General features: G+C 63.7%; 23 protein-coding genes, 1 tRNA gene and 1 pseudogene. 14 read left to right on the top strand and 11 right to left on the bottom strand.

What is annotated here, in order from left to right; translation table 11 throughout:
- Positions 1–54: 54 nt before the first annotated feature.
- The 8 genes and pseudogenes from IE097_RS14340 to rpsU form a co-directional block, all read right to left on the bottom strand.
- Positions 55–249: a hypothetical protein gene (locus IE097_RS14340; protein ID WP_189461532.1), complete on the bottom strand. Its 195-nt coding sequence runs from the start codon at positions 247–249 to the stop codon at positions 55–57.
- A gap of 105 nt (positions 250–354) precedes the next feature.
- Entirely contained in the window at positions 355–813 is a 459-nt protein-coding gene (locus tag IE097_RS14335; RefSeq protein WP_189461531.1) for a hypothetical protein, read from the bottom strand.
- A 19-nt stretch (positions 814–832) separates the two neighbouring features.
- Positions 833–1,276 (bottom strand): OmpA family protein, encoded by a 444-nt coding sequence (locus IE097_RS14330; RefSeq protein ID WP_189461530.1) that lies wholly within the window; start codon positions 1,274–1,276, stop codon positions 833–835.
- 408 nt (positions 1,277–1,684) lie between these two features.
- Positions 1,685–1,761: transfer RNA gene (locus IE097_RS14325), tRNA-Ile, on the bottom strand.
- A gap of 23 nt (positions 1,762–1,784) precedes the next feature.
- Positions 1,785–3,728 carry an RNA polymerase sigma factor RpoD gene (rpoD, locus tag IE097_RS14320; RefSeq protein WP_189461529.1) on the bottom strand — a complete coding sequence of 648 codons (1,944 nt, stop codon included), beginning with the start codon at positions 3,726–3,728 and terminating at the stop codon, positions 1,785–1,787.
- Positions 3,729–4,424: 696 nt separating this feature from the next.
- Positions 4,425–5,711 (bottom strand): annotated as a pseudogene (dnaG, locus tag IE097_RS14315) (DNA primase); the annotation flags it as partial.
- Between the two features lie 12 nt (positions 5,712–5,723).
- Positions 5,724–6,164, bottom strand: a complete 441-nt coding sequence (locus IE097_RS14310; RefSeq protein WP_189461527.1) for a GatB/YqeY domain-containing protein — start codon at positions 6,162–6,164, stop codon at positions 5,724–5,726.
- Positions 6,165–6,254: 90 nt separating this feature from the next.
- Positions 6,255–6,467: a 30S ribosomal protein S21 gene (gene rpsU / locus IE097_RS14305; RefSeq protein WP_070528210.1), complete on the bottom strand. Its 213-nt coding sequence runs from the start codon at positions 6,465–6,467 to the stop codon at positions 6,255–6,257.
- 148 nt (positions 6,468–6,615) lie between these two features.
- On the opposite strand from rpsU, the gene tsaD reads away from it, so the two are divergent.
- On the top strand, positions 6,616–7,641 hold the full coding sequence (gene tsaD / locus IE097_RS14300; protein ID WP_189461526.1) for a tRNA (adenosine(37)-N6)-threonylcarbamoyltransferase complex transferase subunit TsaD: 1,026 nt from the start codon (positions 6,616–6,618) through the stop codon (positions 7,639–7,641).
- A gap of 18 nt (positions 7,642–7,659) precedes the next feature.
- Here tsaD and IE097_RS14295 read toward each other — a convergent pair whose 3' ends face one another.
- The 3 genes from IE097_RS14295 to IE097_RS14285 all read right to left on the bottom strand — a co-directional run bounded on the left by IE097_RS14295 (position 7,660) and on the right by IE097_RS14285 (position 9,749).
- Positions 7,660–8,310 carry a fumarylacetoacetate hydrolase family protein gene (locus IE097_RS14295; protein WP_189461525.1) on the bottom strand — a complete coding sequence of 217 codons (651 nt, stop codon included), beginning with the start codon at positions 8,308–8,310 and terminating at the stop codon, positions 7,660–7,662.
- 95 nt (positions 8,311–8,405) lie between these two features.
- Positions 8,406–8,636 carry a hypothetical protein gene (locus IE097_RS14290; RefSeq protein WP_189461524.1) on the bottom strand — a complete coding sequence of 77 codons (231 nt, stop codon included), beginning with the start codon at positions 8,634–8,636 and terminating at the stop codon, positions 8,406–8,408.
- Positions 8,637–8,828: 192 nt separating this feature from the next.
- Positions 8,829–9,749 carry a CobD/CbiB family protein gene (locus IE097_RS14285; RefSeq protein WP_189461523.1) on the bottom strand — a complete coding sequence of 307 codons (921 nt, stop codon included), beginning with the start codon at positions 9,747–9,749 and terminating at the stop codon, positions 8,829–8,831.
- 145 nt (positions 9,750–9,894) lie between these two features.
- Here IE097_RS14285 and IE097_RS14280 point away from each other — a divergent pair, with 145 nt between their 5' ends.
- The 13 genes from IE097_RS14280 (at position 9,895) to IE097_RS14220 (ending at position 22,219) form a co-directional block, all read left to right on the top strand.
- The gene (locus IE097_RS14280; protein ID WP_189461522.1) at positions 9,895–10,488 is read left to right on the top strand and encodes a superoxide dismutase; all 594 of its coding nucleotides are present in this window, start codon (positions 9,895–9,897) and stop codon (positions 10,486–10,488) included.
- 427 nt (positions 10,489–10,915) lie between these two features.
- Complete coding sequence (locus IE097_RS14275) at positions 10,916–12,913, top strand: glycosyl hydrolase family 18 protein (RefSeq protein ID WP_189461521.1); 1,998 nt, start codon at positions 10,916–10,918, stop codon at positions 12,911–12,913.
- A gap of 318 nt (positions 12,914–13,231) precedes the next feature.
- Complete coding sequence (gene gspG, locus IE097_RS14270) at positions 13,232–13,681, top strand: type II secretion system major pseudopilin GspG (RefSeq protein WP_189461520.1); 450 nt, start codon at positions 13,232–13,234, stop codon at positions 13,679–13,681.
- 23 nt (positions 13,682–13,704) lie between these two features.
- Positions 13,705–14,877, top strand: coding sequence for a type II secretion system F family protein (locus IE097_RS14265; protein ID WP_189461519.1), 1,173 nt, complete (start codon positions 13,705–13,707; stop codon positions 14,875–14,877).
- Entirely contained in the window at positions 14,877–16,535 is a 1,659-nt protein-coding gene (locus IE097_RS14260; protein WP_189461518.1) for a GspE/PulE family protein, read from the top strand. Before IE097_RS14265 ends, IE097_RS14260 begins: the two co-directional genes overlap by 1 nt.
- A gap of 16 nt (positions 16,536–16,551) precedes the next feature.
- Positions 16,552–17,316 carry a hypothetical protein gene (locus IE097_RS14255; RefSeq protein WP_189461517.1) on the top strand — a complete coding sequence of 255 codons (765 nt, stop codon included), beginning with the start codon at positions 16,552–16,554 and terminating at the stop codon, positions 17,314–17,316.
- Complete coding sequence (locus IE097_RS14250) at positions 17,313–17,843, top strand: hypothetical protein (RefSeq protein WP_189461516.1); 531 nt, start codon at positions 17,313–17,315, stop codon at positions 17,841–17,843. The genes IE097_RS14255 and IE097_RS14250 overlap by 4 nt, the downstream gene beginning before the upstream one ends.
- Positions 17,840–18,394 carry a hypothetical protein gene (locus IE097_RS14245; protein ID WP_189461515.1) on the top strand — a complete coding sequence of 185 codons (555 nt, stop codon included), beginning with the start codon at positions 17,840–17,842 and terminating at the stop codon, positions 18,392–18,394. The genes IE097_RS14250 and IE097_RS14245 overlap by 4 nt, the downstream gene beginning before the upstream one ends.
- Positions 18,394–18,936, top strand: coding sequence for a hypothetical protein (locus IE097_RS14240; RefSeq protein WP_189461514.1), 543 nt, complete (start codon positions 18,394–18,396; stop codon positions 18,934–18,936). The genes IE097_RS14245 and IE097_RS14240 overlap by 1 nt, the downstream gene beginning before the upstream one ends.
- Complete coding sequence (locus tag IE097_RS14235) at positions 18,933–20,885, top strand: secretin GspD/PilQ domain-containing protein (protein ID WP_189461513.1); 1,953 nt, start codon at positions 18,933–18,935, stop codon at positions 20,883–20,885. Before IE097_RS14240 ends, IE097_RS14235 begins: the two co-directional genes overlap by 4 nt.
- A 6-nt stretch (positions 20,886–20,891) precedes the next feature.
- A complete protein-coding gene (locus IE097_RS14230) occupies positions 20,892–21,365 on the top strand; it encodes a type II secretion system protein (RefSeq protein ID WP_189461512.1) in 474 nt (157 codons plus the stop codon).
- Positions 21,366–21,372: 7 nt separating this feature from the next.
- Positions 21,373–21,750, top strand: a complete 378-nt coding sequence (locus IE097_RS14225) for a type II secretion system protein (RefSeq protein ID WP_189461511.1) — start codon at positions 21,373–21,375, stop codon at positions 21,748–21,750.
- Positions 21,725–22,219 carry a type II secretion system protein gene (locus tag IE097_RS14220; protein ID WP_189461510.1) on the top strand — a complete coding sequence of 165 codons (495 nt, stop codon included), beginning with the start codon at positions 21,725–21,727 and terminating at the stop codon, positions 22,217–22,219. The genes IE097_RS14225 and IE097_RS14220 overlap by 26 nt, the downstream gene beginning before the upstream one ends.
- Positions 22,220–22,230: the final 11 nt, after the last annotated feature.

The following is a 22,230-nucleotide window of genomic DNA, read 5'->3' as shown; positions in this document are numbered from 1 at the left end:
GCCGCTACCGCGGCGCGTTCGGGGCCGGCCTTCCGCCGGCCCTTTTCATTGGACTCAGTTGACGTAACCGGCCAGGTACCAGAATGCCTCGCGGCCGGCGACATCGGGAAAGCGCTCGTTGCGCTGGACCACGATCATCTGCGGCTTGGTCGTCAGGCACTTCCACAGCCCGCCCTGAGGGCAGATGTCGCCGGTCTTGCACACGCAGCCGAGCGGACGGATATGCGGTTTCGAATCGGTCGGGTTCATGCAGTCGGTCAGGCCTGTCGTCGTCAAAGTTGCCAATAGCAACATATTTGACGCAGGACAGACTATAGGTAGGAACCCCAACCCCGCCCGGAAACCGGCCGATAGTCAGGCATCCGGTGCAGCCTGCAGCTGTGCGTACAGCACCGGATCGCATGATGCGAGGTCGTCGTCCCCGATCATGTCCCGAAGCTCCTGCAGGTAAGGTCCGGCCAATGCGACGTCGCCGAGCGCCAGCCACGAGCGCGCCAGCGACAGAGTCGGCAACATGGCCGGTCGTGGCAGCGACAGACAGAACGGCCGGGCGCGTTCGGCCGCAACGATGCTCTCGCGATAGCGGCCGACCTCGCACAAGGCCGCCGCCAGCCCGCTGTCGGTCCAGAAGCGGATCGGCTGTTCGGGCAGCGACCGTGCAGCGATCTCGGCCGCCAGCGCCCATTGCTCGACGCTTTCCGCGTGACGGCCCTCGGCGCCGAGGCGGATGCCCCGATTTGCCAGCGCGAACGCCTCGCGCTCGTCCGGGCTCATCTGCGCCAGACGCTCGGCCTTGCGGATGGACTTGCCCACCGCAGCCCCCTGACAGGACTCAGTTCGAGAACTCCACCCGGGCAGCGTGCTGTGCCTCTTCGGTCGAATACTTGATGCGAATCTTCTTCGCAGGGACACCCTGCTTCACCAGCGCGTTCTTGACGGCATTGGCACGGGCAATCGCAGCGGCCTTGGCATTGCCGATGTCCTTGCGGTCGCAGTAGCCGGTGACGACGATGCGCTTGGCCGCAGCCGCCTGATCCTGCAACAACGGCAACTGGGCCTGAGCCTGCTCGTCGAGCTTGACACTCTGGGTATCGAACTTGATCAGCGACGGATCGACACGGACCGCTGCGGCGCCGGGAGCGGTGCCGGTCTTCGCCGCCTCGGCCGGCGCGGCTTTTGCAGCCGGCTTGCCCTGAACGCCATCGGCGTTGGACGGCGGATTCTGCGCACATGCAGACAACAGGACGGCGGCGATCACGACAGCCAGGCGGGACATAAAACCTCCAGTTCAGCAAACACGATGGAAACAACCCCGCCCAGGCGGAGTCGGCATCCGGTGAACAGAAAGGCATTGCCCTGAACAACAACAGACAAACCGGTCAATTTCTGTCACCAGATCAACAAATCTCTGTCACTGAAAGCCATGAAAAGTTCACGTCGCCGATGACACTCCTGCCAAATCCGCCCACGTCGCCGGATATCCGCAACGGGAATCCGGCGTCCTTCCCCCCGGCTCGGCTCATCGTCGTGTCGCAAGCAGTCGTATTTACACGCGGCCGGTGATACCCGTTTGTGGTAGCGGGGCGCTGCCCGGCAACGGCACGGCGTGGCGCCGACATCGTCACGACACTCGGCTGCGAAAATGAAAAAGGCGTTACGCAGTGCGTAACGCCTTTTTCATTCATGGTGGGCCCTGTGGGGCTCGAACCCACGACCAAAGGATTATGAGTCCTCTGCTCTAACCGACTGAGCTAAAGGCCCGTGAACTGCGAAAGGGGCCTATCTTATTGCTCGTTGCCCAGACTTTCAAGGAAGCTCTTCAAGCGCTCCGAACGCGTCGGGTGACGCAGCTTGCGCAGCGCCTTGGCTTCGATCTGACGGATCCGCTCACGGGTGACGTCGAACTGCTTGCCGACTTCTTCCAGCGTGTGGTCGGTGTTCATGTCGATACCGAAACGCATCCGCAGCACCTTGGCTTCGCGCGGGGTCAGCGTATCGAGGATTTCCTTGGTCGCTTCGCGCAGACCGGCGTACACCGCTGCTTCGGCCGGCGCTACGGTCACCGAGTCCTCGATGAAGTCGCCCAGATGCGAATCGTCGTCGTCACCGATCGGCGTTTCCATCGAGATCGGTTCCTTGGCGATCTTGAGGATCTTGCGGATCTTGTCCTCCGGCATCTCCATCTTTTCCGACAGCTCTTCCGGCGTCGGTTCGATGCCGGTTTCCTGCAGGATCTGCCGCTGGATCCGGTTCATCTTGTTGATCGTTTCGATCATGTGAACCGGAATCCGGATCGTCCGCGCCTGGTCGGCGATCGAACGCGTGATCGCCTGACGGATCCACCACGTCGCATAGGTCGAGAACTTGTAACCGCGACGGTATTCGAACTTGTCCACCGCCTTCATCAGGCCGATATTGCCTTCCTGGATCAGGTCGAGGAACTGCAAGCCGCGGTTGGTGTACTTCTTCGCGATCGAGATCACCAGACGCAGGTTGGCCTCGATCATTTCGCGCTTGGCGCGGCGGGCCTTGGCCTCACCCGTCGACATCTGACGGTTGATCTCCTTCAGCTCCTTGATCGGCAGCATGGCACGGGTCTGCATTTCACCGAGCTTTTCCTGCTTTTCCATGATCGCGTGCTGGTAGCGCGCCAAGATTTCGCCGTACGGCTTGTTGGCAGCCAGCTCTTCGAGCACCCACGACGGGTCGGTTTCGCGGCCCGGGAAGGTCTTGATGAAGTAGTCGCGCGGCATGCGGACGCGCTGGATGCACAGGTCCATGATCTCGCGCTCGTGGCTGCGGATCTCGTCGACCATGGTGCGGACCTGATCACACAGCGCCTCGACCTGACGGGCCGAAAAACGGATGATCTGGAACGCTTCGGCAATCTGCTGCTGCTGTTCGAGGTAGGCCTTGCCGTGCGGGCCGTCCTTGGCCAGCGCCTTGAGCATTTTCTCGTAGTGGCCGCGGATCAGGTCGAAATGTTCGCGTGCCTGCGTCTTCAGCAGCTCGAGGTTGGCCGCCGCGGCGCTGGCGCCGCCGTCATCCTCTTCCTCGTCGCCTTCTTCGTCGTCCTCGCTGTCTTCTTCGCTGACCGGCGGTTCAGGCTGCGCCTCTTCCTCGACCGCGTTCGGGTCGATGAAGCCGTCGATCACGTCGTCGATGCGGATTTCGTCGTTCAGGCCCTTTTCGACCAGTTCGAGAATCGTCTCGATCGTGGTCGGGCAGGCCGAAATCGCCGTGATCATGTGCTTGAGACCTTCCTCGATCCGCTTGGCGATTTCGATTTCGCCTTCGCGGGTCAGGAGTTCGACCGTGCCCATTTCACGCATGTACATCCGCACCGGATCGGTGGTGCGGCCGAACTCGGCATCAACCGACGACAGGGCCGCTTCGGCCTCTTCGGCTGCGTCATCATCGGCGACGGCCGCCGGCGCGTCCGACATCAGCAGGTCTTCGGCATCGGGCGCCTCGTCGTAGACCTGGATGCCCATATTGGTGATCATGCTGATCACGCCTTCGATCTGCTCGGCGTCGAGCATGTCTTCAGGCAGGTGGTCGTTGATCTCGGCGTACGTGAGGTAGCCGCGCTCCTTGCCCTGAACGATCAGCGACTTGAACTTCGCCTTGCGAACTTCGGGGTCGAGCATATCGGAAGCGTCATCGTTCGCACCGCCGGATTGCTTGCGTTCGAGGTCTTCTTTGTCAAATTCTTGATCAGCCGCCATGACTCGTTGGACTCGGAAAGATTCGGAAAAACCGAGGATTATATCAGATAAAACAGCACCGTAGCCGCACAGGGACCGGTATTGCTAGCGCGCAGCCAGCAAGGCCAGGTATTCCTGCTTCTCGAGTTCGGTCAGCCCGCCATGGGCCGCGCGATACTCGAGTTCGGACCGTCGATCCAGTGTAGCCGGCCGTGCCAGCGCCTGTGCCGCCATCGCCATTACTGCCGAAAACTCCACCGCACGCTCGTCGGGCGCCATGCGCTCGAACTCGGCGGCGCCCTGCGTCATTGCCCGCGCCAGTTCGGTGTAGCCGGATTCGTCCCGCCACAACTCGAGCAGTTGCGAGCCCCGTTCAAACTGCGGATGCGCCCGAGCCGCATCCAGTACCCCGATCGCCAGCGCCGCGCGCCCTTCCCGCGGCCAGACCTGCCATACCGGCTCGGCCGTCACGGCCAGTGCGGGTTCGGTCAGCACCAGCTGCAGCAATTGCGTCAGCGGATCGCGCTGCGACCTAGGCCGCGGCAACGGCGCCAAGGGTCGGTCACGTCGGTCGCGCCAGTCACCATTGCGCCCCTTGCCACGCCCTTTCCAGCGCTCGCCGCCCCCTTCACGCCGCCACCCTCCGTCAAAATGCGAGCGGGCCGTTTCAGGCGCATGATCCGGCTCCGGCATGACATTCGGCACCACGCCTTCACCACCCAAGATGAGGTCGAGTTCGCTCATTTCCAGTCGGCACAATTCCGCCAGTCGCTTTTTCAGCATCAGTGCATATGCGGGCGCACGCACCCTGACGAGATGCGGCTTGGCCAGATGGATCAACCGCGCCCGCCCTTCCTCGCTCTCCAACTCGACCTGCGATGACAACTCGCGCAGCAGGAACTGGGCCAGCGGTACCGCATCCTGAAGCACCCGTGCTTCGAATGCCTCCCGTCCGAATTCGCGCACGAAGGAATCCGGGTCGTGTTCGGCCGGCAGGAACAGGAAGGTCAGCTTCTTGCCGTCGGCGATCAGCTCGAGGCTGTTCTCGAGCGCACGCCACGCTGCCTTGCGCCCCGCCCGGTCGCCGTCGAAGCAGAACACCACATCATCGGCGAGCTTGAGCAGTTTCCTGACGTGCTCGGGCGTGCACGCGGTACCCAGCGTCGCGACCGCATACTCGACGCCGTGCTGCGCGAGCATCACGACGTCCATATAGCCCTCGACCACCAGCACCCGGTTGGTATCGCGGATCGCGCCGCGCGCTTGCGACAGGCCGTAAAGCTCGCGCCCCTTCTCGAATACCGGTGTTTCGGGCGAGTTGAGGTACTTGGGCTCGCCCTGCCCCATGACCCGGCCGCCGAAACCGATCACCGAACCGCGCTGGTTCTGGATCGGAAACATCACCCGGTCACGGAACCGGTCATAGCGGCGCTTGCTGTCTTCCTTGTCGATCACGAGTCCGGCTTCGGCGATCAGCTTGTTCCAGTCGTAATCGGCAAACACCTGTTTCAGCGCCTGCCAGTCGTCACCGCCGGGCGAATAGCCGAGGCCGTAACGCGCCGCGGTCTTGCCGTCGAGTCCGCGCCCCTTGAGGTAAGCGATCGCCGCCGGCGCGGTCTTGAGCTGCTGCCGGTAGAAATCGCATGCCGCCTTGAGCACGTCGAACACGCCCGGCTCGGCACGCGGCGCTTCGGCAAAACCGCCCGCTTCCTGCGGCACCGTCAGCCCCACCGACTCGGCGAGCTTCTTCACCGCATCGGGGAACGGCAGTGCCTCGTATTCCATGACGAAGCTGATCGCCGAGCCGTGCACGCCGCAACCGAAGCAGTGGTAGAACTGCTTGCTCTGGCTGACGGTGAACGACGGCGTCTTCTCTTTGTGGAACGGGCAGCAGGCGTGATAGTTCTGCCCGGCCTTTTTCAACGGCAGGTAACGCTCGACCACGTCGACGATGTCGACGCGGTTGAGCAGGTCCTGAATGAAGGACTCCGGAATACGGGCCATCGAAACGCCGGATCAGGCCAGACGCGCCTTGACCAGCTTGTTGACCTCGGCCATGTCGGCAACACCGGCCAGCCTGGCCTTGAGCTCGCCCATGATCTTGCCCATCGCCGCCGGCGTCGTGCCGTGCGCGGCAATCGCGGCGTCAACCGCAGCGGCGATCTCGTCGCTGGAGAGTTGCTGCGGCATGTAGTCCTTCAGCACCTCGACTTCGGCGCGCTCGACGTCGGCCAGATCCTCACGGGCGGCGGCAACATACTGCTCGATGCTGTCGCGGCGCTGCTTGAGCATTTTCTCGATCACCGCGGTGATTGCCGCGTCGTCGAGTTCGATGCGCTCGTCGACTTCGCGCTGCTTGATCGCCGCGAGCAGCAGGCGGATGGTACCGAGCTTGGTCGCCTGCTTTTCCTTCATCGCGGTCTTCATGTCTTGCTGGATCTGGGCTTTGAGGCTCATCGACGGATATCCTGAATATTTGCGCGAACACGCGGTAAAAACACCAAAAGGCCGCTCACTGGCGGCCTTTTGCTCGGACACACAATCCGATTAGTACAGCTTCGGCGGCAGCGTTTGGCTGCGCAGGCGCTTGTAGTGGCGCTTCACGGCAGCAGCGAGCTTGCGCTTGCGCTCAGCGGTCGGCTTTTCGTAGAACTCGCGCGAGCGCAGTTCGGTCAGCAGGCCGGTCTTTTCAACTGCGCGCTTGAAGCGGCGCATTGCTACTTCAAACGGCTCGTTCTCTTTAACACGTACGGAAGGCATCGAGCGATATCCTGTTAATCTGTGTGGGACACTTGGATGAAAGTTTCGCATTATTCCAGATTGCAAGGCCGATGTCAAAACCGCCTGCTTTGCTGTGGCGAATCAAGCCGGTAGGATACGCCCATCCATTCAAGCAAGCACCCCTACCATGCTCGTCCTCGGGATCGAATCGTCGTGCGACGAAACCGGCATTGCCCTCTATGACACCGATACCGGCCTGCTGGCGCACCGGCTGCACTCTCAGATCGCCATGCACACCGAATACGGCGGCGTCGTCCCCGAGCTGGCATCGCGCGACCACATCCGCCGCGTCCTGCCACTGACCGAGACCTGCCTCGCCGAGGCCGGCAAGGCCATTGCCGACGTCGATGCGATCGCCTACACCGAGGGCCCCGGTCTGGCCGGCGCCCTGCTGGTCGGCGCGTCGGTCGCCAATGCACTCGGTTTTGCGCTGCAAAAACCGGTGGTCGGCGTGCATCACCTCGAAGGGCACTTGCTATCGCCGCTGCTCGCCGAGCCGGCGCCACAGTTTCCGTTCATCGCCCTGCTGGTTTCCGGCGGCCACACCCAGCTGATGGCAGTACGCGGTATCGGCCAGTACGAACTCCTGGGCGAAACGGTCGACGACGCCGCCGGCGAAGCGTTCGACAAGTCGGCCAAACTGCTCGGTCTCAGCTACCCCGGCGGTCCGCAAGTCTCGAAGCTGGCCGATACCGGTGATGCCACCCGCTTCAAGCTGCCGCGACCGATGCTGCACTCGGGCGATCTGGACTTCAGCTTTTCCGGACTGAAAACCGCGGTACTGAATCTGGTCAAGAAGGAACAGCAGGAAGACGGCACGCTCGACGATGCAACACGCGCCGATGTCTGCGCAGCCTTTCAGGAGGCCATCGTCGACGTCCTGACGAGAAAATGTCTGGCCGCCCTGAAGCAGACCGGCATGAAACGGCTGGTCATTGCCGGTGGCGTTGGCGCCAACCGGCAACTGCGCGCCGGCCTCGACGACGCAGCAAAGCGCCGGCGCTTCGAGGTGTTCTACCCGCCGCTGGCACTGTGCACCGACAACGGCGCAATGATTGCCTTTGCCGGCGCCATGCGCCTCAAGTACGCCGCGGCGGACTACCAGTTCGGCGTCAAACCGCGCTGGGACCTTGCAAGCCTGCCGGCGGCCTAGCCCAGACCGCCCGGCCGATCACACAACGTCAAATCGGGAGTCGATCAGGTCGCCGAGCACCAGACGCAAGCGCTCGCCGGCACGGATCGGCCCGACCCCTTCCGGCGTTCCGGTATAAATCAGATCACCCGGATGCAGCGTGAACCGGGTCGAGATCCACGCAATCAGCGTTGCCACATCGAATGCCATGTCGCGCGTTTCGGCGTGCTGCCGACGTTCATCATCGATGTAAAAGTCGAAGCTGATTGCCTCCGGCTGCGGCACCGCAGCAGCGGAAACAAAACGGCTCAGCACCGCCGCGCCATCGAAGCCCTTGGCCAGGGTCCACGGCATTCCCGCCTTCTTGGCTTCTGCCTGAACATCACGCGCGGTCAGATCCAGACCGAGTGCATAACCGGCAACGTGCTGGAGCGCATCGGCCACCTGAATGTTCTTGCCACCGGCGCCAACCAGCACGACCAGCTCGGCTTCGTGATGCACGTCATTCGACCAGGATGGCAGATGAATCACCTGGCCCTCCTGCAACACGGCCGATGTCGGCTTCAGGAAAACCACGGGTTCGGCCAGAATCCGGCTACCCATTTCCTTCGCATGCGCAACGTAATTGCGTGCAACGCAGAAGATATTGCCGATCAGATAGGTTTGATCATCGAGATTGATCGTCGCCATTGCATTCTCCCTCAAGAAGAGGATGACGATACGCGAACGGCGGGCATGAAAAAAGCGGGCCGAAGCCCGCTTTTTTCTCAGAAAGCGAATCCCGATTACTTCGGGCCGGCTTCCTTGCGCTCTTTGGCATTGCTCTTGGTTTCAGCAGCGCCCGAAGCAGCAGCCGAAGCCTTTTTCTTCTTGGTCTTTTTGACGTGAGTGGTCGCCGGAGCCTTGCCCGACTCAACAGCTTGCTCTTGGCCAGCTTGGCCTTCAGCACCAGCGAAAGCGCCGACCGAAGCGAAAGCGAACAGAGCGGTCAGGAGGGTAGCGAGGGTCTTTTTCATAGTAATCTCCAACGAGAAAGGTGTGAGAGCGAGCGATCCACAAGCACGAAAACCATACCTGAAGACCGACTTAAACTTTGTTCAAAGCTTGTAGGGCCAAGGTTATGTCAGCGCTGGTCAAAAATAAAGTCGGAAACCACCCGTTGTATCAATTTGAACTCATTCAAACACGCGCATGTTTCGTGACAGGGATTACGCCACCCACATCGCGATCGTGAGGCCCAGCACGAGGACCAGCCACAACAGAATGGAGCGCCATATCAGACCGACGGCACTGGCAAGGTAGTCCGGACTCACGGGATCACCCAGACCGAGTTCCGGCCGGAACTTGACCGTATGGTCCATGTGCAGCGCATCGCCGAGGCGGATTCCGATCGCACCCGCACCGGAAGCCAGCAGGATGCCCTGGGCCTGATCCACCCAAGCACGCGCCTGCGAGCGCCAGCAATACACCGCATCCTCGAAATCGCCCATAACCGCAAAACCGGCAGCGGTGACGCGCACCGGCAGGTAGTCGAGCCAAGCGAGCAGCGTTTCCGCACAGCGCCCGAATGGATCGTCCCGCCCTCCCCACTTGGACGCCAACAGGCTGGCAGCCCGGTACAGCAGCGCCCCGGCGGGGCCGACCGCCCAGGCAAGCACCGCAAACCAGAACACCGGAGCGAACACGTAGCGGTACGAATCGATCAGACCCTGCTCGATCGCCAGACGCGAAATTTCGTTCGGGGTCATTTCCGACGTGTGCTGGCCGGTCCAGTCCGCCAGCATCGTTCTGGCTGTCGGCAGGTCATCGGCCTGCAAGGCCTTGGACACGGCAGTAAACGCATGACTGAACTGGCGGAAGCCCATGGTCAGGTACAGCACCAGCACGGTAAACACCAGACCGAACAAGGGATTCGCGCGTGCCAGCAGGCAGTAGGCCGTAACAACGACGGCCAGCACCGGCAGCGCGGCAAGCATCCACGCGTAAACGCCGTTGCGAACCTCGCCGGCATTCAGGCTGCGCTCAAGCCGGTTGGCAAAGCGGATAAAGGCCAGATAAAGCGGATTGCGGCTGCTGATCGGGCGCAGTTGCTCCAGCGCAAGGGCGAGAATCAGGGATAAAATGGTCATGGCTCTAGCTTAGGTCGTGACGGGCTGCAATACACCCGGCGCAAGATACCACAGGCCTTGCGCCCGCCCAAGGCAGGTACTGGGCTTGAAAAATCCGCCGCCGCCGCCATCTCGACCCAGCCCCCACCCACTTGGAGAGAAAAGCATGGAACACAAACTGCCGGAACTGCCTTACGCTCAGGACGCACTTGCACCGTACATGTCGGCTGAAACGCTGTCGTACCACTACGGCAAGCATCATCAGACCTACATCACCAACCTGAACAACCTGATCAAGGGCACCGACAACGAGAACAAGTCGCTCGAAGAGATCGTGAAAACGGCGCCGGCAGGTGGTCTGTACAACAACGCCGCCCAGATCTGGAACCACACCTTCTTCTGGTTCGGCTTCAAGCCCAACGCAGGGGGCACCGATCGCGCCCCGGCCGGCGCACTTGCCGACGCCATCAACGCCAAGTGGGGTTCGTTCGACGAATTCAAGAAAGCGTTCAACACCTCGGCCGCCGGCAACTTCGGTTCGGGCTGGACCTGGCTGGTGAAAAAGGCTGACGGCAGCGTCGACATCGTCAACACCGGCGCCGCCGGCACGCCGCTGACCACCGCCGACACCGCGCTGCTGACCTGTGACGTCTGGGAACACGCCTACTACATCGATTACCGCAACAGCCGCCCGAACTACCTCGAGGCGTTCTGGAAGCTGGTCGATTGGGATGTAATCGCACAACGTTTTGCTGCGTAAGTTTCTACCGACCAGCAGCTTACCAACGGTACTTTTCGGTACCGAGGCATGAAAGGAGGGCAGCCATCGCTGCCCTCCTTTTTTCTTGCCCGCACACGAGTTCCACCGTTCAGCTGCCGGAATCCGCCCTTCATACGCTCCATCACTGGTATTCCCGCCCCCCGGACTCCGACAGGGGGGAGTTACCGCAAAACCGGCACACCACAAAATATTACACCCAACGTAATACTGCGAATCAACCGGTATTTCTCCATTAATTTCAGTACGTTGACATCCGAAAACCGTCGGTCATAATCGCCCGGCGCTGCCAGTCAACTTTCGGCAGACGCGTCTGTCGTGCCATCGACATTGCACGGCATTACCTGCCCAAGTGGTATCAAACCACCGGGCGGAATCGACGAATCAAATAGGATGGAGAGACTCCCGAATGTCGCAACACAATCGTTTTGCCCTGGCCGTGCTGCCGGCTGCGCTGTTTGCTGCGCACGCCTACGCGGCCTACCCGGCCTGGCAGGAAGGCCAGACCTACACCGCCGGCACCTATGTGTCGTACAGCGGCAATGACTACCAGGCGCTGGTAACCCATACCGCCTACGTCGGCGCCAACTGGAATCCGGCTTCGAGCCCGACGCTGTGGAAGCTGGCCGGTGCCAGCACCGGCACGCCGACCCCGGCGCCGACGCCCGCTCCGACCCCGGCTCCCACGCCGACGCCGACCGCAACGCCGACCCCGGCACCGACGGCCACCCCGACGCCTGCACCGACCCCGAGCGGCTGCACCGCATGGTCGAACACCGCGGTCTACACCGCCGGCCAGTGCGTGAGTTACAACGGCGCGACCTACAAGGCCAAGTGGTGGACGCAGAACAACGTGCCGGGCGCCGAACAGTACGGTCCGTGGGAACTGCAAGGCACCGTGACGCCGACCCCGACTCCGACTCCGACTCCGACTCCGACTCCGACTCCGACGCCGACGCCGACGCCGACGCCGACCCCGACCCCGACCCCGACCCCGACCCCGACTCCGACTCCGACTCCGACTCCGACCCCGACCCCGACTCCGACCCCGACTCCGACCCCGACTCCGACCCCGACGGGTACGCCGACGGTTCAGGCCGGTTCGTACTTCGCACAGTGGGGCATCTACGGTCGCAACTATCAGGTCACCGACATCGGCAACAGCGGTGCCGCAGCCAAACTGACCTTCATCAACTACGCCTTCGGCAACCTGTACCAGAAGAACGGCGGTTACGAGTGCGGCATCATCAACAAGCTCGAACCGGGTGCAACCGATCCGAACGCACCGGATGCCGGCACCGGCGGCGACGCCTGGGCCGACTACCAGAAGGGCTTCGCGGGCGACGCCTGGGGCTGGCCGGCATGGGATGATCCGCGCAACGGCAAGTCGGGTCCGCTCAAGGGCAACTTCAACCAGCTCAAGCAGCTGAAGGCCAAGTACCCGAACCTGAAGGTCTTCATCTCGCTGGGCGGCTGGACGTGGTCGAAGTGGTTCTCGGCTGCAGCCAGCACCGACGCACTGCGCAAGCAGCTGGTCAGCTCGTGCATCGACGTGTACATCAAGGGCAACCTGCCGTTCGACGCCGGCTCGAACGCCGGTGGTCCGGGTGTCGGCGCAGGCGTGTTCGACGGCATCGACATCGACTGGGAATTCCCGGGCGTGCTCGGCCAGCCGTACAACACCGTCAGCGCAGCCGACAAGCAGAACTTCACCTTGCTGCTCAAGGAGTTCCGCACCCAGCTCGACGCAATCGGCGCGACCGATAACAAGCGTTACGGCCTGACCGTCGCCATCGGCGCCGGCAAGGACAAGATCGAGCAGACCGATCCGGCCGAGTACACCAAGTACCTCGACTGGGTGAACGTCATGAACTACGACTACAACGGCGGCTGGGCAGCCCAAGGCCCGACCGACTTCCAGGCGCATCTGTACAAGGACGTCAACAATCCGAACTACATCGACTCGAAGACCGGTCAGCGCAGCCTGGTGTCGTACTACAACACCGACGAAGCCATCCAGCTGCTGATCGCCAAGGGTGCTCCGCGCAGCAAGCTGCTGGTCGGCGTGCCGTACTACGGTCGTGGCTGGACCGGCGTGAAGGCCGGCCCGAACGGTGACGGTCTGTACCAGGCAGCAACCGGTGCGGCCAAGGGTACGTACGAAGCCGGCATCGAGGACTACAAGGTCCTGAAGAACGCCGCCGGTACGCTGCGTTACCACCCGGTGACCAAGCAGTCGTACAAGTACGACGGCAGCACCTGGTGGAGCTACGACACCCCGACCGACATCCAGACCAAGGTCGACTACATCAAGTCGAACCAACTGGGTGGTGCATTCAGCTGGTCGCTTGACGGCGACACCGCAGATGCCGAGCTGACCAAGGCCATGGCCAAGGTCCGCGAGTAAGCATCCGGCAGTCAACAACTCGGCAATTTTGAGCCTCTTGCCCCCGGGAAACCGGGGGCTTTTTCTTGCCGCACTGCAAGAGACAAACCGACCTGAGGTCGGTTTTTCCTGCCATGCGGAATATGCTGCAAAGCCGCATGGTCACTGGATTGGCGCAATTGTGGAAGTGCGATCCGAAAGGCTTGCCGCGCCGGACCCGGGCCGGTTAGGATGGCACGCAAGGAAGGAAGACAACTATTCACGCCCAAAAATACGACGGGGTCTCGCACCACTGTCCGCGTGAATACCGATACCAATTAGAAAAGATCGAGACGCTCCATGACGCAGTACGGCCGCACCTCCCGCCCATGGTCCCGACAGCCAGGCCAGCAGGGCTTCACCCTGCTTGAATTGCTGGTCGTCATCCTGATCATCGCCCTGCTCGCCGGCTACGTCGGCCCCAAGCTGTTCGGCAAGGTCGGTGAAGCCAAGGCCAAGACCGCGGCCGGGCAGATGAAATCGCTGTCGGATGCGCTCAACAACTACCGTCTCGACATGGGCAACTACCCGACGACCGAGCAAGGCCTGTCGGTGCTCAACGCCAAGCCGGCCGACGCCGGCAACCGCTGGCAGGGCCCTTACCTGATGAAGGACGTCCCGAACGACCCGTGGGACCGGCCTTATGTCTATCGCCGCCCCGGCGAGAACGGCAAGGACTTCGATCTGCTGACCTTCGGTGCCGACGGCAAGCCGGGCGGCAGCGGCGAAGACACCGACATCAGTTACTGATCCCCCCGGTCCGGTAGTTCAGCATGCGCTACAAGGTCAAGGCGCTGGCGGCCGGTCGCCTCTCCGAACTCGAGCTCGACGCGGCCAACGAAGCCGAGCTGCGCAGTCGGCTGGCGGCCCAGGGCGCGCAGCTTGTCAGCTTCGAGGCTCAGCAACGGCTGTCGTTCCGCAAGAGCGAGTTCGGCCTGTCACTGTTCACGCAGGAACTGATCGCACTGCTCGAAGCCGGGCTGACCCTCGTCGAAGCCGTCGAAACGCTGAAGGAAAAAAGCGCGCAGGACGGCAGCCGCGTGGTGCTGACCCGCATGGTCGAGACCCTCTACCAGGGCCTGCCGTTCTCGAAAGTGCTGTTGCAGATGCCCGAACACTTTCCGCCGCTGTATGTCGCCACCGTCGGCTCGGCCGAGAAGACCGGCCACCTTGCCGACGCGCTCAAGCGCTACCACCACTACGACACCCGGCTGGCCGGCGTGAAGAAGAAGGTCGTCGCCGCGCTGATCTATCCGCTGGTGATCCTGACGATCGGCGGCAGCATCATGCTGTTCCTGCTGTTTTACGTGATTCCGAAGTTCAGCCAGATCTATGCCTCGATGCGCAACATCCCGTTCGCCGCGCAGATCATGCTGTGGTGGGGTGACCTCGTGCACCAGCACGGCCAGTGGTTGTTCGCCGGCATCGCCGCGACCATTGCCGGCATCGTGGTGCTGCTGCGCACGCCGTCGGTCCAGGGGGCGCTGATGGAAATCGTCTGGCGGATTCCCCGGCTCGACAGCTATCGCCGGCTGTTCGCGCTGACCCGCTTCTACCGCACCGTCGGCCTGCTGCTTGCCGGCGGCCTGTCGGTTGTGGCGGCCATGGAGCTCGCAGCGCAGCTGCTGCCGACGCCGATGCGGCTGGCGCTCGGTCGCGCCATTGTCGACATTCGCGCCGGTCAGGGCCTGTCGGCCACCTTGCCGCGCTACCAGCTGACGACACCGGTGTCCGAGCGGCTGCTGCGCGTCGGCGAACAGAGCGGCGAGCTGGCGACGATGTGCGAGCGCTCGGCGCAGTTCTGCGACGAGGAACTCGATCGGGGCATCGAGATGTTCACCAAACTCTTCGAACCGATCCTGATGCTGTTCATCGGCGTGATGATCGGCACCATCGTCTTCCTGCTCTACATGCCGATTTTCGAACTTGCAGGGAGTGTGCACTGATGTCCGCGCTGACGCTCGACCTGATCCAGCACCTGCGCGCCAACCGCGGCGACACCCCGCTGCCGCTGCTGCTGCAGCAGACGCTCGGTGCCTCCGACGACGACTACCGTTTCGACGTCAGCACCTTCCTCGGCCTGCCGGCGCTGACACGGTCCGATCTCGACGCACTGTTTCCGCGCTACGACCTGCTGCCCTACGCCGATGCCGTCGCGCACCAGTGCGTGCTGGTCGAGGACACCGACGGCAGCCTGTCGCTGGTCTACGGCGACCCGTTCGATGCGGCCACGCGCAACTGGGCGCTGCAGCGTCTGTCGGTCCCGTTCCGCAATGCGCTGGGCCATTACGACGACATCGCGTCCTATCTGGAAAAGTACGAGACCAGCCACCGGGCGATGGACCAGCTCGCCGGTGGTGGCGACGGCGAAGCCAGCAACGACGGCGTGCCGGAAATCTCGCTGTCGACGATTGCCGCCGACAGCAATCCGGTGGTCAAGCTGGTCAACTCGACGCTGTACGACGCCCTCAAGTCCAAGGCGTCGGACATCCACCTCGAGAGCACCCCGGCCGGCCTGTCGATCAAGTACCGGATCGACGGCGTACTGCTGCACATCGGCGGCGCCAACGGCATCGAAACCGCCGAACAGACCGTGTCGCGGATCAAGGTGCTCGCCGACCTCGACATCGCCGAACGGCGGATCCCGCAGGACGGCCGTTTCAAGGTCATCATGAACGGCCGCGACATCGACTTCCGCGTCTCGATCATGCCGTCGATCTACGGCGAGGATGCGGTACTGCGGGTGCTCGACAAGCAGGGCGGCGGCGATTCGTTCAAGCAGCTGCGGCTCGACATCCTCGGTCACGAGGACGTGACGATGGCGGCGATCCGCTCGCTCGCCAACGAACCGTACGGCCTCTTGCTGGTGACCGGGCCGACCGGCTCGGGCAAATCGACGACGCTGTATGCGACGCTGTCGGAAATCAACACCGGCGAAGAAAAGATCATCACCATCGAGGACCCGGTCGAGTACCAGTTGCCCGGCGTGCTGCAGATCCCGGTCAACGACAAGAAGGGTTTGAGCTTCGCCCGCGGCCTGCGCTCGATCCTGCGGCACGACCCGGACAAGATCCTCGTCGGTGAAATCCGCGACGGCGAAACCGCCAACATTGCCGTGCAGGCGGCGCTGACCGGTCACCTGGTCCTGACGTCGGTGCACGCCAACAACGCGTTCTCGGTGCTCGACCGCTTCATGCACATGGGCGTCGAATCGCACAGCTTCGTCGATGCGCTGATCGGCGTCGTCGCGCAGCGGCTGATCCGCAAGATCTGCCCGCACTGCATCACCGACGACAATCCGGACGACGAGCTGCTCGAAGCCTCCGGCCTCACCCGCGACCAGGTCGCCGCCTGGCGCTTCCGCAAGGGCACCGGCTGCAAGGCCTGCCGCGATACCGGGTATCTGGGGCGCAAGGCGATTGCCGAAGTGCTGCGGCTCAACGACGACCTCAAGGTCGCCATCGTCAACCGCGCGCCGCCCGGAGAAATGAAAACGCTCGCCAGCCTGACCGGCTTCGCATCGATGCGGCAGATGGCCATGCTGGCCGTGTCGCGCGGTGAAACCACCCTGCAGGAAATCAATCGTGTCACCTTTGTCGATTGACCATCACGGCTGGCTCATGCGCAGCCAGGTCCTGCTCGCCAGCCGGCCCCGATGGCCGCGCGGCCCGGTCGTGCGCCGTGCCGAATCGATCGACGGCACCGCCGATACGGCGGTACTGCGGCTGCAACAGCTGCTGGGCGATGCGCCGGCCGGCCGCCTCGACACGCTGACGCTGCATCTGGGTGCACCGTGGGTGCGCTACAGCGTGCTGCCGTGGCAGGACAACCTCAAGCGCGAGGCCGACTGGCAGGGCTACGCCCGGGTGCTCATGGCCTCGCAGTTCAACGTCGCCACCGACACCTGGCGCGTCGCGATCGAGGACGGCCGCTACGGTGCGCCGCGCCTCGCCGCCGCCGTCGACCAGGGCCTTTACCAGACCCTGCTGGAGCTGGCCCGCACGCGCAAATGCAAGCTGCAGGCGGTGGCGCCCTTGCTGACCGACGTGGCCAACCGTTATCACGGCGAACTCAAATCCCGCGAGTTTGCCCTGCTTCTCGCCGAATCCGAACACGTCAGCTGCCTGTTCCGCAAACAGCGCAGCTGGCGCGGCGTCGTGACCCTGCCGATGCCGGCCGGCGGCCTCAACGGGGCCTCGCTGACGGCGCTGGTCCGTGACGCAGCGATGCTCGCCAGCGATTTCGTGCCGCGCGAGCTCTACCTCGCCTCGACGCAGCAACCGGCCGACCACGACGACGACGCGTTCGAACTCGAATGGCTCGGCGGTCTGCATCCGTTGCTCGACGCCGCCCGCGAATGGGCCCGGCCGGAGGTCGCCGCATGAGGACGATCCAGCTCGATTTCCATCGCAAGCCGTCCGCGACGCCGTGGCTCGGCCTCGCCCTGATCGCCGCCGGTGTCGTCGTACTGCTGTGGGTACTCTCGCGGCAGGACGTGGCCGAGGAACGCCGCAAGCTCGTCGACACCCAGGAGGCCGAACTGTCGTGGCAGATCAAGAAGCGCGAAGCCTCCCGGCTCGAAGCCCAGAAGGAAGCACCACTGAACGACAAGGTCGCCGCCATCGAACACGCGCAGTCCCTCTCGCCCGAAACCGGACTGGCTGCACTTGAAGCCGCCTGGCTCCCGACGATCGCCTACACCAAGATCGATGTCAGCACGACCGAACGCAACCTCAAGCTCGAACTCGAAGCCAAGACGCAGAAAGACCTGCTGGCGTGGATCGACGCACTGGCCCAGCAACCCGATGTCGCGCAGGTGATGCTGGCGCGGCAGTCGCTCAAGCCGACCGATCCCTTCAAGCCGACCGGCGCTGCGGTCGAAGTGCGCTGGCGCGCGGCGGAGGCACCATGAAGCCGCAGCAACTGATCTGGCATCTGCGCAAATGGCCCCGCTACGCCGGTACGCTCGGCTGGGTCGGCCTCGCGCTGATCGGCATGGCCGTCGTGCTGCTGAAACAGCAGGTCGAACCGGTCGAGCAGGACCTCGACAAGCGCGAGCTGGCCGTCGCGACGAAGCGGGAAGAACTCCGTCGCGTCGTCCGTGCCAGCGACGTGGCCAGCGAGGCCGCCTATGTCCGGCTGCGCCGCGACACGAGCTTTACGGCTTTCCTGGGCGAGCTGTCCGAACTGGCGGCCAAAAACGGGATCGGCGTGGTGCAGAGCGACTACAAGAGCGTGACCGAAGGCGATGGTCACCTGATGCGCTTCGGCCTGCAGTTTCCGGCCGGCGGCACCTATCCGTCGCTGCGTGCCTTCATGCGCGAGTTGTCGGCGATTCCGGGGGTGCGGATCGAATCGGTCAGCATGAGCCGCCAGCAGATCGGCGAGGAAATGCTCGCCATCCAGCTCCAGCTCTCCTACCTGACCGAAGTGGGACAACCGCAAGCCGTGGGAGCCCGCTGATGCTGTCTCGCCCCTTGCAAATCGTCCTGGCCGTCACGGTACTGCTGACCGGTTACACCATCTGGAAGGACGGCAGCGATACGCCCGCTGCCGGCAGCGATGTCGCGGCACGCAAACCGCGCAACATGCCGGTCCGCGAGCTCGCCTCCGAAGCGAGTTCGGTCGCCCGCGTCGCCACCGTCCGTGCCTCGGCGGCGTCGAACGCCAGCGCCGTCAACCTGTTCCCCAAGCAGACGTGGGCGCCACCGCCGCCACCGCCGCCACCGCCGGCCAAACCGACCCCGACCCCGGTGCCGGTTGCGCCGCCGCTGCCGTTCCAGGTCGTCTCGACCTGGCACGAACGCGGTACCGACTATGTCGTGCTGCAGGCCGGCAGCGACCAGTATGTCGTCTGCAACCGCTGCGATGCGCTCGGCCGCATCCAGCAGGGTGAAACCCTGCTCGGCACCTGGCGCGTCGACAAGGTCGGCCGCGACGTCGTCGCCTTTACTTTCATGCCATTGAATCAGCAGCAGGTGCTGCCGATAGGAGGAACGCCGTGAAACGCGCGTTGACCGTGACCATTCTGGCCGCAATGCTCGCCGGCTGTGCCGCCGACACTGCCCGCCAACAGGGCGAAGCGCTGATCCAGCAGGGCGATACGCAGGAAGGGCTGAAAGCACTGCAGACCGCGGTGAAGCAGTACCCCGACGACATCAAGCTGCGTACCGCCTACCGCCGCCAGCTCGACCAGCTGCTTGGCCAGTTGCTCCAGGACGCCGAAACCGCCCGTGCCCGCGGCGACATGCCCGGTGCACTCGCGCGTTACCAGCAGATGCTGTCGTGGGACCCGGGCAATGTGCGCGCGCAGGAAGGCATGCGCCAGCTCGAACGCGCCAGCCGCGCCGAATCGATGCTCAAGTTCGCCGGCGAGATCAAGGACCAGCGTCCGGACGAGGCACTGGAGATCGTCCGCCAGCTGCTGGCCGAGAATCCGCGCAATCCGCAGGCGGTCAAGCTCAAGGACGACATCGAGAACCGCAAGGCGCGTGAAGCCAACCTGCGCCCGGCACTGGCACAGGCACTCAAGAGCCCGATCTCGCTGCAGTTCCGCGATCAGCCGGTCACCAGCGTGTTCGACATCGTCGCGCGCATCGGCAAGGTCAACTTCATTTTCGACCGCGACGTGCCGCCGAACCTGCGCACGACGATCTTCGCCCGCGATACCACGGTCGAGGACGTGATCAACCTGATCCTCGCGACCAACCAGCTCGACAAGAAGGTCCTCAACGACAACACCATCCTGATTTACCCGAAGCGCCCGGACAAGGACCGCGACTACAAGGATCTGGTGATGCGGACCTTCTACCTGAGCAACGCCGACCCCAAGCAGGTGCTGGCGATGCTCAAGCAGATGATCAAGACCCGCGACGTCTACATCGACGAACGCCTGAACATGCTGGTGATGCGCGACACGCCCGAGGCGATCGCCGTCGCCGAACGGCTGATCGCGGCACAGGACCTGCCGCAATCCGAAGTCGTGTTCGACGTCGAGGTGCTCGAAGTCAACAGCACCGATACGCTCAACCTTGGCATCCGTTATCCGGACAGCGTCAGCGCAACCCTTGGCGGTTTCACCGGGGCCACCGACACCAGCAGGGGGACGTTCACGCCGGGGCTGATCGGCCTGGACCAGCTCACCAACATCAACAAGGGCAATGTCCTCGTCAACGTCGGCAACCCGACGATCACTGCCAACATCTCGCACGCCAAGGGCGCCGGCACGGTGCTCGCGAACCCGAAGATCCGCGTCAAGAACCGCGACAAGGCCAAGATCCTCATCGGCGACCGGCTGCCGGTGGTCACCACGGTCAACTCGAACGGCGTGGTCAGCGAAACCGTTAGTTACCAGGACGTCGGCCTGACGCTGAATGTCGAGCCGACGCTCGGCACCGACGGCGACGTCGGCGTCAAGGTCCAGCTCGAAGTGTCGAACGTCACCGGCACCATCAAGACCCAGACCGGGCTGATCGCTTACCAGATCGGCACGCGCCGCGCCGAAACCAATATGAGCGGCCGCGACGGCGAAACGCAGATCCTCGCCGGCCTGCTGAGCCGCAACAGCCAGAGCACCGGCAACGCGATTCCGGGCCTCGGCGAGCTGCCGGTCCTCGACCGCATTTTCGGTTCCAAGGAAGACAAGTCGACCAAGACCGAATTGGTGCTGTCGATCACGCCGCGCATCGTCCGCAACCTGCCGATCCCGGGCGGCTACATCACCCAGTTCGACAGCGGCACCGATGCGTTGATCTCGACCGACCCGCTGCGGCTGCGCAATGCCTCGAGCGTGAATTTCTCGACGCAAGGCGGCGCGGTTTCCGCACCGCCGCCGGCGCCGGTTCCGGTGCCGCCTCCCGCCCCCGCACCGGTGGCCGCGCCTGCGGCGGCGCCCGCTTCGTCGGCGAGTGCCAGCCCGACACCGCCGCCGCGCAGCGGCCTGGGACGGCGCTGAGCGATCATGGTCCGGACCCGCGGTTTCACGCTGATCGAGCTGATGGTCACGCTGACCATCCTTGCCGTGCTCGCGACGGTGGCCCTGCCGCTGTCGCAGGTCGCGGCGACGCGCAACCGCGAATCCGAACTGCGGCAGGCCCTGTGGCAGATCCGCTCCGCCATCGACGCCTACAAGCAGGCGGTCGACGACGGACGCGTCAGCAAATCGCTCGACGATACCGGCTACCCGCCGGAGCTGAACCTGCTGGCCGACGGCGTCAAGGATGCCAAGGACCCGACCGGCAAGAAGATCTATTTCCTGCGCCGCATTCCGCGCGACCCGTTCTGCGACTGCCCGAGCATGAGCAACGTGCAGACCTGGGGGCTGCGCAGCTACGCCAGTCCGCCGGACTCGCCGCAGGAAGGCCGCGACGTCTACGATGTGTACACGCGCTCCAACGGCGTCGGCCTCAATGGCACGCCCTACCGTGACTGGTGATCCCGAGATGTCCTGTTCCCGCCGCCGCCGCGGCTTTACCCTGATCGAACTGCTCGTCGTACTTGCCATCATGGCCAGCCTGCTGACGCTGGTCGTGCCGCGCTATTTCCAGCAGACCGACCGCGCCGCCGAGACCGTGCTCAAGCACAACCTCGTCGCCATGCGCGACGCGATCGACAAGTTCTATGCCGACACCGGCCGCTATCCGGCCACGCTGGACGAACTGGTCCAGCGGCACTACCTGCGCGAAATGCCGCTCGACCCGGTGTCCAACCGCCGCGACGGCTGGCGCACGATCACGCCGGAAGGCGGCAGCGGCGTGTACGACGTCAAGAGCGGCGCCGATGGCAGCGACAGCGATGGCAAACCGTTCCGCGACCTCTAGCCGCCAGGCCGGCTTCGCCTACATCTGGGTGCTGATGATGGTGCTGGTGATGGGCATCTATCTCGGCCTCGTCGGTGACGCGTGGCAAACCAAGCTGCAGCGCGAGCGGGAGCAGGAACTGCTGCGCGTCGGTGACGAAATCCGGCTGGCACTGAAAAACTACACCGCCATTCAGGGCGTCGAAGGCACGCAGTATCCGAAGCGGCTTCAGGATCTGGTGCAGGACCCGCGGGTGCCGTTTGCACGCCGTTTCCTGCGCCGTGCCTACAAGGACCCGATGACCGGCGAAGACTGGGGTTACATCGGCGCCCCGGGAGGTGGATTCATGGGGGTATACAGCAAATCGACCAAAACGCCGCTGAAACAGGCCAACTTTCCGCCCCAGTTCGGCGGTTTTGCCGACAAAAAGACCTTCGCGGAATGGCAGTTTGCCTGGTGGCCCAACAGCGGCGGCAACCGGACACGCTGATCTGTACATCC

The sequence above is a fragment of the Jeongeupia chitinilytica genome, assembly GCF_014652315.1.
In the GTDB taxonomy this organism is placed as follows: domain Bacteria; phylum Pseudomonadota; class Gammaproteobacteria; order Burkholderiales; family Chitinibacteraceae; genus Jeongeupia; species Jeongeupia chitinilytica.
The sequence above is the reverse complement of the archived record's forward strand: the minus strand, read 5'-3'. Positions and strand labels throughout refer to the sequence as shown.